Source organism: Levilactobacillus suantsaii (assembly GCF_004115745.1).
In the GTDB taxonomy this organism is placed as follows: domain Bacteria; phylum Bacillota; class Bacilli; order Lactobacillales; family Lactobacillaceae; genus Levilactobacillus; species Levilactobacillus suantsaii.
In genome coordinates this window covers 1-13,534 of the sequence record NZ_QXIL01000035.1, presented here as the reverse complement: position 1 = coordinate 13,534, position 13,534 = coordinate 1, and the positions used below count along the sequence as shown (strand labels likewise).

Genomic DNA, 13,534 nt, shown 5'->3' with positions numbered 1-13,534 from the left:
AAGCGGATCCACCGAGGGTTCAAAGGACTCCAGGACACCTTGGAAGCATCATTTATTTAAGTTAGATACATATTATATGTACGAAGGCATTTCATTTACACAAGATTCTTGACGCTACCTCGCCGCCGGGTGGTTGACCGTGACCAGCTGGGGGAAATCGCGCAGACTGACGTTGGCCGCCTGGGCCAGGTGAACCAAGATGTCGCGACTACCATACCCCTTTTCCCGAATGATCAACGGGTAGGCCGTCAGCTCCCGCCAAGTGACCGTCTCCAACTGCGCTAGTGGTGACTTGGCGTTGGCGATGCCCACAAAGGGTTCACGGCGAATCACCTGGTAATCAAAAGCTGCTTTTTCAAAGTTGCCTTCAATCAAGGCAAAGTCGCTCTCCCCAGTCTGAAGTGCCCGCAACGCCGCTTGCGTATTGGTGATTTTACAGCGAATCTCGCGGTAATTATCGCGTTGTTGCAACAAACGGACCATTCGCGGCGCCAAAAACTCACTCAATGATAGAGTGGTGCTAAAGGTCACCTGCCGTTGCTGGGTCGGTTGCCGTAAGTCGGCCAAGAGTTTGGTCGATTGGGCCTGCGTCCGCTGGATGAACGCCGCCAATTGTTCCCCAGCCGGGGTGATGGTGAGGTACGGCCGCTGATAGTGGACCAGCGGCACCCCGACTTCGGTTTCCAGGCTCTTGATTTGCTGGGAGACCGCGGGTTGGGTGATGAACAACTGCTCGGCCGTACGGGTATACGACTTGGTGGCGACCAGGACTTGAAAGGTTTGGTACCGTTGATCAAACATGAAAGCCCTCCTTATCATTAGCTAGATTTATGAAAACATCACGAATAACAATTTTATCTTATGCTACGACTCCAGTATACTCGGGCTATTGCATTTGAGAGGAGAAATCGTTGATGTTAGAAATTCGTACCACCTTAGCGTCCCGGCCGTTCTGGGGGGCGGCCGTTTTGACCCTAGTCTGTGCCGTTATCGGTAGTGAACTGGCCCAACTGCCCTACCTGAATCTGGTGGGGGCACTGGTCATCGCCCTACTACTCGGCATGGTCCTGCAAGTTCAACCCAAGCTGGTCACCCCCAACCTGGCCGGCGTCGGCTTCATTTCTAATAAGTTCCTACGTCTAGGTATTATTCTGTTAGGCTTCAAATTAAACTTGATCCAACTAGCCAGTGCCGGGGTCAAGACCATCACGCTGGCCATCGTGGTGGTCACCGGCATGGTGCTTTTAACCTACAACCTGAGCCGCAAGGTCGGCGTCGACAAGGACCTGGCCATCTTGACGGCCACCGGGACCAGCATTTGTGGGGCCGCCGCCGTGATGGGCGTCTCCCCGCAGATCAAGGTGCCCGCCGAAAAGGCCGCCCAACAACGGGAAAACGAAGTCCTGGCTGTGGCCATCGTGGCGATCTTAGGGACCGTCTTCACCCTGGTCGAAATCGGGTTGAAGCCCCTGCTGCACCTGACCGCCGTGCAATTTGGCGTCATGACCGGGGGCTCGCTGCACGAAATCGCCCACGCGGTCGCTGCCGGGAGTGCCGGCGGCCCTGTCAGTCTGGACACCGCCATCATCACCAAGTTGTCACGGGTCCTCCTCTTAGCGCCGGCCGCCGTCATCATTGGCTTGTGGTACCAAAAGACCACGCCCAAGGCTGACACCACCGCCAACGCCAAGTTACCGATTCCCTGGTTCATGGCCGGCTTCATCCTGACCAGTCTGATTGGGACCTTCGTACCGTTGGGGTCCGCGGTCATCGCTGGATTAGTCAAGTTAGCCTACATCTTCTTAGGCATGGCCATGGCCGCCTTAGGGATGAGCGTGAACTTCAAGGTCATCGCCCACCGTGGCGGGCGCCCGTTCTTAGCGGCGACCCTGTCTTCCGTAGTCTTGATGACCTGCGTGACGATTGCCAGCAAACTATTCTTCTAAAACCACTCATACACTAATGCGTCCGGATGCCGTCGTTACCACCTTCCTTGCGTGGTCCCGGCGCCCCGGGCGTTTTTGCGTCCTAACGATTTTAGGCCCCACGTTCCCGCTAAAGCATCCGATTCACCTGGCCGCTAGCCTGGCCATCGGTGGATTTACAAGGCAAACCGGATTGTGTACAATGGGCACCACAAAGGATGTGAGGCAAACGCCAGTCATAAGTTACCGATCGTTAGTGATGACCGGCCTTTTGACCTTAGGACTACTAGGAAGTGCACCTTCCGCTCAGGCCAAGAGCCACTATTTCAATACTTATCGTCATAACAATCAAAAAGTTCATAAACGCTACACCAGTAAGAAATCTTACAACTTCAACAAGACTTTCACCTTCGCCCACCACGACAAACTCAAGATGAGTCACGTCTACGTGTACCAAGTCGCCAAAAAAGACTCGAAATACCGGACCTGGGTGAAAATCACCGGGACCGCCTCGAATCAAGGCAGCCACGGCAAAATCCGCTTCGGCCGCGACTCGCTCAACGGTCTGACGACCGCGGGTATCGCGGGCTTCACCGACACCACGCTGAACTTTACTTTCTCACCGGCCACCAGTAAGAGTCCCCGGATGTTGAGCACGGTGACGAACCCGCAAAACGTCACGTCAAACGGCTTAGCCCCGCACAAGTCGGAGCACTTCGAACTGCTCTTACACGCCAAACAACCCGTGAAAAAACTGGGGAAGGTCACCTTCCACGTCCGCGTGGCGACCCCCGGTCAACTTTACCAGGGGCAAAGTTCACTCAACCTCAATTAAGACTAACGACGGTCGGTCATCAGCTCTTTGCTGACACCGTAACCGTCGTTTTTTAATCAAAGTCTAACTTGCCATCACGGCAAGATTTCGGGACCCACGATGGCGTCATCGTACAACCAATGACACAACGCATCAGCCTCCCCAGTGTGGTAAAAGCCCAGCAACTGGCGGTCAAAGGCGGCCAACTGGGTCTGACTGACCATCAGCAACCCACCGCCACGCTTACTGAGGACTTGGTTAGCCACCAACATCGCCGTGACCAGATTTTCCTCATTGAACAGTTGCTTGCGGATGATGTAGGCCAAGATTTGTAAGGCCCGGTCCGTGTAATCACTGTGAGTCAACCGAATGTTCAAAATGTCGCGTTCGACCGCTTCTTGTTGGGGCAATGGTAGGTCCACTTGCTGATCGGCTACGATGACGTGTCCCAATTTCCGAAGCTCGCCACCTCCGAGGCCGATTCCTTCGGTGACCAAATCATTGATGTGGCTAAAGGTCAGGAGGTCAAACCCCTGCGGCGAACTGGTGATGAAGGCAACCGCCGTCCGCAGGTTCAAGGCCCGCTGGACCGTGGCGTCATCGAGCCGCCGGTTGGTCACCCCACCCTTTAACAGCGTGTTAAGCTGGTTAAACGGCACGGTGGGCGAGGTCAACCGCAACAGCGCCGCTACCAGGTTGGTTTGGTTACGGATCAGTAACTGTTGTTGCTCAAAATAACTAATGTGATAATGTCCCTGCGGATAATTGGCTTTTGCATCCATAATCGCTCGTCCTTTCTAATGACTGTGACGCGTTACCCCCATTATAAGCCTAAACTCAAAAACAGCCCGCAATAACGGTCGACCGACCGTCATGCAGACTGCTTTTTTAGGTGACTTCAATTTACGTTTTAAGCCAACGGGCCAAAACTACATCTTCATGCCCATCTTGGCGTACGATCTCATGCCCGCCAGATGAAGGTCCTTGACGTCCACGCCGCGTTCTTTAGCGAAGGCGTTCATCAAGGTGTCCATATCCATCAACTTATAAGTCTTTGGATGCTCGGGATCGTAAGCTTCGATTTGAGCCATCATCCCACCATCTTCGTGTTCGATGATGTGGCAGTGGTACATGAAGACACCGGGCTTGTCGAAGCGGACCTTCAAACGGACCGTTTCACCAGGGTTGACCCCGACGGTATCCTTGTACCCGTGTTCGTTCGGGTACGAGGCCTTGCCGTTACGGGAAACGACTAAGAATTGGGTTCCGTGCATGTGGTACGGGTGAACCATTCCACTGTCCTTATCGTTGTTATTGGTGATATCCCAGTATTCGACGTTGCCGACCTTTTGCCGGGCATCGATCCGTTGCATGTTGAACTTCTTGCCGTCCATCATGACGTACTCGTCCATGCCGTCCATGACGACCTTACGAACGGGCGTATCAGCCGTGACTTCGGGGTCCGGAATATCGACCAAGTGGTCTGGTAAGGTGACGTCTTCATGTTCGTACTCATGGATCCGGAAGCGCACGATTGGGGTGTCGTCCGAGTATAACGTGACCGTTTCACCGGGCTTGACGCTGCCGAAGTCAACGATGATTTCGGCCCGTTCTGCACAGGTCAACATCAAGTGGGTGAAGTTAACGGGTTCCGGCATGACCCCACCATCGGAAGCGACTTGGGTAAATGGCAAGTCGTTACTGAAGTGCAGGCGCCATTCACGCCGGTTGGCCCCGTTTAAGATCCGTAAGCGAATCCGTTGGGTGGTGACGTCGAAGTACGGGTTGATGGTCCCGTTGATCATTGGCGTTGGGCCTTGGACCCCATCCGGATCATAATCTTTATTGTAGTCCCACTGGTTGTCTTCGTGGAAGCGCCGGTCTTGTAAGACCAACGGCACATCGTCGACACCGTAGTTACGTGGGAATGGTAATTTAGCTTCCTGGTCGTCGGTAACCAGCACCATGCCGGCTAAACCGTGCCAGACCTGTTCGGCCGTTGATGGGCACGGATGGGCGTGGAGCCATAACGTTGCAGCGGGTTGGTCGACCTTGAAGTCGATGTGCTTGGTCTCTCCCGGGTAAACGGGGGCGTGGCAACCACCGTCTTCGTAAGGCCCCGGAACGTTCAAGCCGTGCCAGTGGAACGTGGTTAATTCCTTCAAGCTGTTCTTGAGGTCGATGTGCATGGTCTTCCCCTTAGGAAAAATCAGCGTTTGGCCCAGTAACGTCGTGTTGTAGCCCCAGGTCTTGGTCTTCTTGCCGGGCAAGAGTTGGGTCTCACCCTCTTGCGCGTCGACCGTGTAGTAAGTATCGGTCGCAGTTTCTTTATCTGGTTTCAAAAGTGGCGGGATCCGCAAAGCCATTTGTGGTGCATCGGATTCCTCCAAAGGTACGTAACCGCCATCGTGCGTGTTGTACGCTGGCTCGTCAAAAAAATAATCGGTATAAGTTGGTTTAGTCATTGCTAAAAGACGCCCCTTCCACAGATTTTATGATGACTTGTTCTTCTCCATGATACCGCAGTTTGGAAAAGGTGTAACCGCTTTTCACAAAAAATTAGTCTGAGGTCATTACCCATTTATCAGCTTTATCGTTCACGGATTGACGGGACCAAAAGCGGTCGCAAAAGCCCCACTGAGGACGCTTTTGCGACCGCTTTCATTCCTGGTTAAGCTGACTTAGCCGAAATTTCAAAATTGAACAAACGTTAAATTTAGTTGGCTCATTAGGGCCGCCGCCGGATCAACGCCCACAGGCCACTCCCCATCAGTAACCCTATCCCGATGGTCGCCCAAGAGGTGGTCTGCTCATTAGTTTGGGGAAGCTTAGCATTCGCTGAGTGTAGGACCCGCGTGGGACCTTGGGTGACAACCACTGGTCGGACGTGGTGGGAGGCAGTCCCCGTAGTCGACGTGCCCTTCACCGCCTGTTTCTTCGTCGTTGTAGTCGGTTGCTTGGTGGTCTTCTTTGCTGGTTGCTTCTTCGTTGGCGTCGTTGGCGTCGTGACCGCATCTTCGGTCCCTTCATCGGTATCCACGGTCCCCGTATCCGGGTCGCCGTCGACGTCAATGTCGCCATTTTCATCGATATCCCCGTCACCGTCTTGATCCTCGTTGCCGGTGATGGTGCCGTTTCCGTTCCCCGAATTCGAACCGGTCGTTGAGACCTTACCGTTAGCCACTTCGGGTTCCCGACTCCCAGAACTACCACTGCCCCAGGTCAGTTCGGCCCGGTTCTTGAAGACGTACCCGTCCGCAATCACGCTGGGGTCGTCCACGGTGGTGTAGTAATCGATGGTGTACATATCAGTGACCGTGTCGTTGAAGGTCAAATCAAAGCCGTCATCTGTATAGCTGACCTGGTATTTATCAGCCGAAAGTGCCGGCTTTTCTCGTTTGTACCCGGTGGTCGAAGTCCAGACGGCTTTGGAGACCGTGACGCCCGGCACCATGGTCTGGTTGTCGCCAATCGTATCGTGAATCTTCAGGTTGGCCATTTCCAGTTCTTGGCGGTTCACCAAGACCGTCCACTTGATGGTGTTGTTGTCCTGAAGTTCTCCTTTCTTGGATAAATTGGCCGTGTTTTCGACGATGTTGATTGTGTCGTCGTGATTGTTCGGGAAGTTCACGGTCTGCTCCCCGTACTCGTCACCGGCGTACTTGGTCGCGATGTACAGGTCTAAGACCTTATCATCTAAATTCTCGACCTTTTCGTTTAACGTGACGGTCACCGTCTGGCCTCCCTTGTCGACGGTCCCCGTCCCGATGACCGTCTTACCGTCCGGTCCGGTCACGTCAAAGGTGTCGGTCTTAGATGACTTTAAATTATCCGGCAACGGGATGGTGATCTCGTCACCACTATGTAGGGCTACATTGCCAAACTCCAAATGGTACTCGACATTAATGGTCTCTGCCGGTTTAAAGTCCGGCCCGTTGACCACTTTAGCTGCCGTCACGTACAAGCTACCGTCGATGGTTGCCGCGTGGGCACTGGTCAATGACGCACCTAAGCCCATGAACTCCACCAAGCTAACTAAAGCCATCAGCCATTTAATGCCGCGGTGGTTGCGTTGCACAGTTATCCCCTCCTAAAGGTCGTTTTCAGGGTTAATTATAGCCGGAATCAACCGCCCTTTTCAACTGATAAGCCGCCCGGTAGTCCTAACCCACTCCTTACCGGTCCCTTCACCACCGCAACCGATTGCATTTTTACTTTTCTTTTGCTAAACCCGATAAAAAATGACGCCACCTTGAAAGTCACAGCTTTCAGGATGGCGCCATGTCATTTTATCGCGACCGGATTAGCAAATCCGGGTCCCGAGGGTTTGCATTTCTTTCTTTAAGTCTAACTTGGATTTTTCTTCAGCCGTGTACTTGATCAGGCCGACCGCGCTATCCAGGATCCCACTATCATCGCGTAAAGCGAGTTGGTTGTTCTTGCGGTCCAATACTAAGCCGTTGCCCAAATAGATGGCATCGTCGTTGTTCGTCCGCATCTGGTAACCGGCGTTGTTGTTGATTTCTAATTGGTAATCAGGATCTTCTTCGGTCAACGCGACCAATTGGAACTTGTTCCCAATGGCGCAAGAACCGCCGATGGTGGAGTAGCGGTTGGAGCCATCATCCGTTACCAGTAACAAAATGGAGCCCGCCTTTACATGCTCTGCCAAGTAGTCCTTCGCTGCGTCTTTAATCTTGATGTCCATTTGAAGTCCTTCTTTCTCTGCCAAGTAGCAATTGAATTGTACACAATTATTTATACACGGTTTCCTAAGCAAAGTAAAGCAAAACGCTCACTCAATGATAGGCTTAACCTTTAATTGGCTCCGCCGATAGGGCGTCAAAAGGCCCCCTGACGCGCATCAAGTGCGCCTCGGGGGCCTTTGCTTAGGATTTATCGTGATACGCGCGCTTGATAAGCGTGATGACTTCTGCTTCGGACAATTTTAATTTTTGGGCTTCGCTGGTAAAGCGACTCACGTAGCGGTCAAAGAACTGCTCCTTGCGCTTGGCGCGGATCATCTCCGCGGCGTCTGCGGTCACGAACATCCCGACCCCGCGCCGTTTTTCGATCATCCCGGCCGCCACCAGTTGGTTGATGCCTTTCAGTACGGTCGCCGGGTTGATATGAAATTCCTTGGAGACCGCCGTGGTCGACGGTACCTGTTCGCCGGCTTGGTAAATACCCGTGAAGATTGCCTCTTCGACCTGTTCGGCGACCTGCAGGTAGATGGGCTCGGGACTCTCAAAATTAAATCGCATATTGGCTCGCTCACATTCTTCTTGAACTCGTCTTAATCGTGCCGACTTTTCTTCGGCAGGACCAGATTCAGGTAAAGCCCTAGCGTCATCAGGTAGTACAACCCGTACAGGGCCAGGAAAATCGCGAAGGTCCCGCCGATACCCAGATACGGGCTCATCGGTTTGGCCATCAACGGTTTAAACATCTGTAATCCAAACAAGACGTCGATAACTCCCATGATACCAGGAATCGCAAACAAAATGCCAATTTCTTTTGCCAGGCTGTGCCGCATCAGGCTACGCCGGACCCCGTCCTTGTTCAACATGGCGTAACGGCGGGCATCGCCGGGAGCGCCCGATAGAATCTTGAACATCAGACACGAGGCCAACATCGCCAGAAAGGCAATCCCCAAGAAGTAACCGATGAATTCCAGTCCGCCAAAGATTCCGTTCAGCATCATGTAGGACTGGTAAGTCCCGATGGTCAGGGCCGCGGTGTGTTGCGGGAAGCGGCGTTGCTCGCTGTGGTCAAGTTGTTTCAGGGTGCTCAAATCGGCAGCCAGATGTTTGACCCGGATCGTGGTCACCGTGTAGGTCTTGCCCTTTAAGCGCTGGAAGGCTTGAGGTGACAAGAGTTTTGGCGTCGCAAAGTCGCCGAGTTTAGTCGGACTCAGCATCAAGAAGTCGAGGCGCGTCAAGCCGTCTTGTTTGAACTTGGCCAACGATTGGGTGGTGAAGTGCGGGTGCGTGGTTTGTTGCTCGCTTTTTAGCTGCTCAACCGGATGGCGCTTGAGTTCCGCGGCGTTGTAGTAGGTGGTCTTGCCGCGGACCTTTTGGGTGTACGTGTCCTGGTGCGCCACGTGGAGTTGCTTCATCAATTGACGCTGGTGGTGGTTCGGGTTATGCACCGCCACCGCGTAAGTTCCCAGTGAATCGGCGACCATCGGCATTTGTCGGTGATAGCCCGATCCCACCGTGATGGCCCCCAACGCCAGGGCGAACAGCAGCGACACAATGGTCAACATCCGCGTGTAGTCGTGGACCCGGAAGTTCAATTGGCCCAAAAGAAAGCCGTTGAGGTGCTTCTTGGCCCAACTAGTCCGCCGTAAGCCGGCGATAATGGCCAGCACGGTTGAATGAAACAGCAGGTAGGTTCCCAGCGTGATGGTGACCAAGGCGACCGGAATCGCCGTTACTTTTAAGTCGGTAATAGCTGCCATGGCCCAGTAGCCGATGGCCAGGAAAATCACGCCGACGAGACCACCCAGCAGTTGTCGTCCGGGATGCCGTTTCGGTTGGACCGCCATTTGGTCGGCGTGGAGCAACTTTTGGACCGTGGTGCGCATCAGGTGCATCAAGTTGAACAACGACGCTAAAATGAACAGGCCAATGTACAGCACCGCTGTGAACAACATCGCTGGCAAGTAGATTGCGGTCAAGTGCGCCAGGTGTAAGCCCAAAAGGTCGAGGAGAAAGCTGACCAGAAAACGACTGACGAGAATCCCCAGCCCAATCCCAACGACCGTGGCACCGGCCCCTAGAATCAACGTTTCTAACACGACCAGTTGCCCGATACGGCGGCGTTTGGCCCCCAGCATCATAAATAACCCGTAATCGTGCTGACGCATGCTCAATAGAAACGAGTTGGCGTACATAATGTAGACCACCGTGATCAATGCCAACAGGACCGCACCGAAGCCGAACACCAGACTGGCCGATTTGACCACCGCGTTGGCCTTGATGAAGGCTTGGTTGGTCGCCAGGTTGGCAAACATGTAGAAGATGGCCGCGGACATGGTCAGACCGGCCAACAAGACCAGGTAGTCGCGCCGCCGATTTTTCACGCCGGCTAAAGCTAATTTCGTTAACATCGTGGCCCCCCTATTCGCTAAACGTGCCCAGGGCGTTCAGCACCTGTTGGTAGAAGTCTTGGCGGGACAACTCTCCGCGCGTCAGTTCTGACCCAATCTGGCCGTCCTTGATGAACAGGATGCGCTGACAAAAACTGGCAGAAAACGGGTCGTGGGTGACTAACAACACGGACATCTGTTGCTCGCGATTGATGGTGGTCAACAAATCCAATAACTCGCGGGCGCTGGTCGAATCCAGCGCTCCGGTCGGTTCGTCGCCCATCAGGAGGGCTGGCCGGTGCACGATAGCCCGCGCAGCGGCGACCCGTTGTTTCTGGCCCCCGGAGAGTTGTGCCGGGTACTTCTTTAACAAGTCCTCGATGGACAGCGTCGTCGCGACCTCATGAATCGCCTGGTCCATGACCTTGCTGGGCGTGCCCGTCAAAGCCAGCGGCAAGCCGATGTTTTCCTCGGCCGTCAAGCTTTCTAGCAGGTTGAAGTCTTGGAAAATGAAGCCGACTTCCTGGGCCCGAAAGTCTGAAAGCTGGTTCCCCCGCATCTGGGTGACGTCGTGGCCATTGACCACGACTTGCCCCTTCGTGGGTGTGTCTAAAGTCGATAACATGTTCAAGAGCGTCGTTTTCCCGGAACCCGACGCCCCCATGATGCCGACGAATTCGCCCGGTGCGACCGTGAAATTCAAGTTCTGTAGCGCGGTGTACGGCCGTTCGCCGGCTTTACCGTAAGTCTTTTCTAAATCGTGTACGTCAACGATTGGTGTCGTCATGGTTGAAATCCCCCCGTTAGTTTGTTGGTTAGTTACTTGTGTAATTAACTATACTGCCTAACCAGCAAATGTCAACCGTTAACTTTTTGGCACCAAGGTAATTACCGGACGGATTACTAGAGCCCCAGTGGCTTTGGGTGTAAACTAATTTTGTAGTGATGAATGATGAAAGGAAGGATTTTAGCATGAAACAACTCAACTTAGGTGGCACCGACTGGCAAGCCTCCGCTGTGGCCCTCGGCATCATGCGGATGGCCGGACTCTCAACACCCGATGCAGCCAAAGCTTTAGAAGCCGCGCATGAGGCGGGCATTACCTACGTCGACTCCGCCGACATCTACGGCGACGGCGCTTCGGAAAAGAAGTTCAAAGACGCCCTGGCTGCTTCCAGCCTCTCGCGGGATGATTTCTACATCCAATCCAAGGGTGGCATCGTTTTAGACCCATCCCGGAGCCACGATGGCTTGGTTTTTGGTAAGCGCTACGATTTCTCGAAGCAACACCTGATTGACGCCGTGGATGGCATCCTTTCTCGGATGGGCATCGACTATTTGGACGCCTTCTTACTTCACCGTCCGGATCCCCTGATGGAACCGGACGAGATTGCAGACGCTTTCAACACCCTGCAACGCGAGGGCAAGGTGCGGCATTTCGGGGTCTCCAACTTCAACGTGCAACAATACCTGATGGTCCAAGACGCCGTCGACCAAAAGCTGATGTTCAACCAGCTCCAATTTGGCCCGGCCCATACCGGCATGATCGACGCCGGCATGCACGTCAACATGGAAGACAAGTGGGCCGTGGACCACGACGGCGGCATGCTAGAATTCTCCCGCCGCAACCACGTGACCATCCAAGCTTGGTCCCCATTCCAATACGGTTTGTTCGCCGGCATGATCATCGACGACCCGAAGTACAAGGACTTAAACGACGAATTGCAAAAGCTGGCCGATAAGTACGGCGTTTCCAAGAACGGCATCGTCATTGCTTGGATTCTTCGTCACCCGGCTCACGTGCAAGTTCTCTTGGGGACCATGAACCCCGACCACATCAAGGACAGTGCCGCTGGTGCCGACGTCACGTTGACTAAGCAAGAGTGGTACGACGTTTACCTGGCCGCGGGCAACACGTTGCCTTAAGCTCAGGCTTTCCTTTAACCGATAACTCGAAAAGGCGCCCAGGCGCTAGTCAGTTTGGCTAGTATCTGGGCGCCTCTTTTATGGGGCTAATTAAGCTTAACGTTGGCGATTGTTACTGAGCTTGTCGGTGAAACACCACCCATTGTGGGGCTGGTAACCGATAACGTAGGTGCCGGTGCGACCAGTGGATGGCTGGCCGGTGAACTACCCGGTGACGATTCAAGCTCCGCAAAGTCGTTAGGTGGTAATGCCACCCCGTCATGGTCGCTTTAACGTTTCGGTAATGGTCCGTAGGTTTCAGCGCCGTGTGGCTTTTCGCTTGTGGTGCTAAAGCGACCCATTGTCGATTGGCCGTGATAAAGGTCTTGTTCGCGAGTTGGTACCGTAACGTGCCGTGCTTAGAGAAGCGCTGCCCGATGACCACGAATTCGGGCCGGTACCCCCGTGGTCGCCGCGTGTACCAAACGATCCGCGTCTTTCGACTAAAGTTTGGCGTGCGGTACAAGCCTAACTTGTGCAGACCCGTGACCCGGAAGCGGCGGAAAGTGGCGCGATCGGCCGCAAAGTGCCGCTTTAGTTGCCAAGTCTTTGGTAAGTGCTTGGTTGCTAGAGGACCGGTTGGATTCAGAGCGGCTGCTAGTACACCCGGTAGGACCTTCGAACCGGTTAATTTAGGCCAATCCTCAGAGGAGCTGCTTAGCACTGTTGATGTCATCGGTTCAGTTTTAGTCACTGTACCACTCATTTCTGGTGATGTCGTTTGACTGCCGCCGACCACATTCGTCGATGGTTGTTGACCTGGCTGACTCGACGCACCACCCGTTTCTGGTGATGACAGTTGATTACCGGCGCCAGTTGTCGATGGTCGTTCATTTGACTGACTCGGCGCGCCACCCGTTTCTGCTGATGACGGTTGATTACCGGCGCCAGTTGTCGATGGTCGTTCATTTGATTGACTCGGCTTACCACCCATTTCTGGTGATGACGATTGATCACCGTCTCCAGTTGTCGACGGTTGTTCATTTGACTGACTCGGCGCGCCACCCGCTTCTGGTGATGTCGATTGACTACCACCGGCCACATTTGTCGACGGTTGTTCATTTGGCTGACTCGGCGCGCCACCCGCTTCTGGTGATGTCGATTGATTACCGTCTCCAGTTGTCGACGGTTGTTCATTTGACTGACTCGGCGCGCCACCCGCTTCTGGTGATGACGGTTGACCATCGTCTCCAATTGTCGATGGTTGTTCATTTGACTGACTCGGCGCACCACCCGTTTCTGATGATGTTGACTGGCCGCCGGCCACATTCGTCGACGATTGTTGACCTGAATGACTCAACGCACCACCCGTTTTTGCTGATGACGGTTGATTACCGGCGCCAGTTGTCGATGATTGTTCATTTGACTGACTCGGCTTACCACCCGCTTCTGGTGATGACGGTTGACCATCGTCTCCAATTGTCGATGGTTGTTCATTTGACTGACTCGGCGCACCACCCGTTTCTGATGATGACGGTTGATTACCGGCGCCAGTTGTCGATGGTCGTTCATTTGACTGACTCGGCTTACCACCCGTTTCTGATGATGACGGTTGATTACCGGCGCCAGTTGTCGATGATTGTTCATTTGACTGACTCGACGTACCACCCGTTTCTGGTGATGACGGTTGATTACCGGCGCCAGTTGTCGATGATTGTTCATTTGACTGACTCGGCTTACCACCCGCTTCTGGTGGGAGTGTCAAGAAGTTTGTGTAAATAACAAGAAGACTTCTTC

13 protein-coding genes are annotated in these 13,534 nt (G+C 53.9%); 4 read left to right on the top strand and 9 right to left on the bottom strand.

Annotated features, from left to right (window positions below; genetic code table 11):
• Positions 1-114: 114 nt before the first annotated feature.
• Positions 115-801 (bottom strand): LysR family transcriptional regulator, encoded by a 687-nt coding sequence (locus DXH47_RS10925; RefSeq protein WP_129033346.1) that lies wholly within the window; start codon positions 799-801, stop codon positions 115-117.
• 113 nt (positions 802-914) lie between these two features.
• Here DXH47_RS10925 and DXH47_RS10920 point away from each other — a divergent pair, with 113 nt between their 5' ends.
• Both DXH47_RS10920 and DXH47_RS10915 read left to right on the top strand, forming a co-directional pair.
• On the top strand, positions 915-1,946 hold the full coding sequence (locus DXH47_RS10920) for a YeiH family protein (protein ID WP_129033345.1): 1,032 nt from the start codon (positions 915-917) through the stop codon (positions 1,944-1,946).
• Between the two features lie 250 nt (positions 1,947-2,196).
• A complete protein-coding gene (locus DXH47_RS10915; RefSeq protein ID WP_129033344.1) occupies positions 2,197-2,760 on the top strand; it encodes a hypothetical protein in 564 nt (187 codons plus the stop codon).
• A 74-nt stretch (positions 2,761-2,834) separates the two neighbouring features.
• Here the strand turns inward: DXH47_RS10915 and DXH47_RS10910 are convergent, their stop codons facing one another.
• From DXH47_RS10910 to DXH47_RS10880, 7 genes are all read right to left on the bottom strand, one after another.
• Positions 2,835-3,521 (bottom strand): hypothetical protein, encoded by a 687-nt coding sequence (locus tag DXH47_RS10910; protein WP_129033343.1) that lies wholly within the window; start codon positions 3,519-3,521, stop codon positions 2,835-2,837.
• 147 nt (positions 3,522-3,668) lie between these two features.
• The gene (locus DXH47_RS10905) at positions 3,669-5,204 is read right to left on the bottom strand and encodes a multicopper oxidase family protein (RefSeq protein ID WP_129033342.1); all 1,536 of its coding nucleotides are present in this window, start codon (positions 5,202-5,204) and stop codon (positions 3,669-3,671) included.
• Between the two features lie 263 nt (positions 5,205-5,467).
• Entirely contained in the window at positions 5,468-6,817 is a 1,350-nt protein-coding gene (locus DXH47_RS10900) for an Ig-like domain-containing protein (RefSeq protein ID WP_129033341.1), read from the bottom strand.
• Between the two features lie 225 nt (positions 6,818-7,042).
• Positions 7,043-7,447 carry an iron-sulfur cluster biosynthesis family protein gene (locus DXH47_RS10895; protein WP_129033340.1) on the bottom strand — a complete coding sequence of 135 codons (405 nt, stop codon included), beginning with the start codon at positions 7,445-7,447 and terminating at the stop codon, positions 7,043-7,045.
• Positions 7,448-7,628: 181 nt separating this feature from the next.
• Positions 7,629-8,003, bottom strand: a complete 375-nt coding sequence (locus DXH47_RS10890; protein WP_129033339.1) for a GntR family transcriptional regulator — start codon at positions 8,001-8,003, stop codon at positions 7,629-7,631.
• A 32-nt stretch (positions 8,004-8,035) separates the two neighbouring features.
• The gene (locus DXH47_RS10885; RefSeq protein ID WP_129033338.1) at positions 8,036-9,853 is read right to left on the bottom strand and encodes an FtsX-like permease family protein; all 1,818 of its coding nucleotides are present in this window, start codon (positions 9,851-9,853) and stop codon (positions 8,036-8,038) included.
• 10 nt (positions 9,854-9,863) lie between these two features.
• Entirely contained in the window at positions 9,864-10,619 is a 756-nt protein-coding gene (locus DXH47_RS10880) for an ABC transporter ATP-binding protein (protein ID WP_129033337.1), read from the bottom strand.
• Between the two features lie 185 nt (positions 10,620-10,804).
• Between DXH47_RS10880 and DXH47_RS10875 the strand changes: the two genes are divergently transcribed.
• Positions 10,805-11,758, top strand: a complete 954-nt coding sequence (locus DXH47_RS10875; protein WP_129033336.1) for an aldo/keto reductase — start codon at positions 10,805-10,807, stop codon at positions 11,756-11,758.
• Positions 11,759-11,870: 112 nt separating this feature from the next.
• Here DXH47_RS10875 and DXH47_RS10870 read toward each other — a convergent pair whose 3' ends face one another.
• The gene (locus DXH47_RS10870; protein WP_129033335.1) at positions 11,871-12,491 is read right to left on the bottom strand and encodes a DUF5776 domain-containing protein; all 621 of its coding nucleotides are present in this window, start codon (positions 12,489-12,491) and stop codon (positions 11,871-11,873) included.
• A gap of 53 nt (positions 12,492-12,544) precedes the next feature.
• On the opposite strand from DXH47_RS10870, the gene DXH47_RS10865 reads away from it, so the two are divergent.
• Positions 12,545-13,519: a hypothetical protein gene (locus tag DXH47_RS10865; RefSeq protein WP_129033334.1), complete on the top strand. Its 975-nt coding sequence runs from the start codon at positions 12,545-12,547 to the stop codon at positions 13,517-13,519.
• Positions 13,520-13,534: the final 15 nt, after the last annotated feature.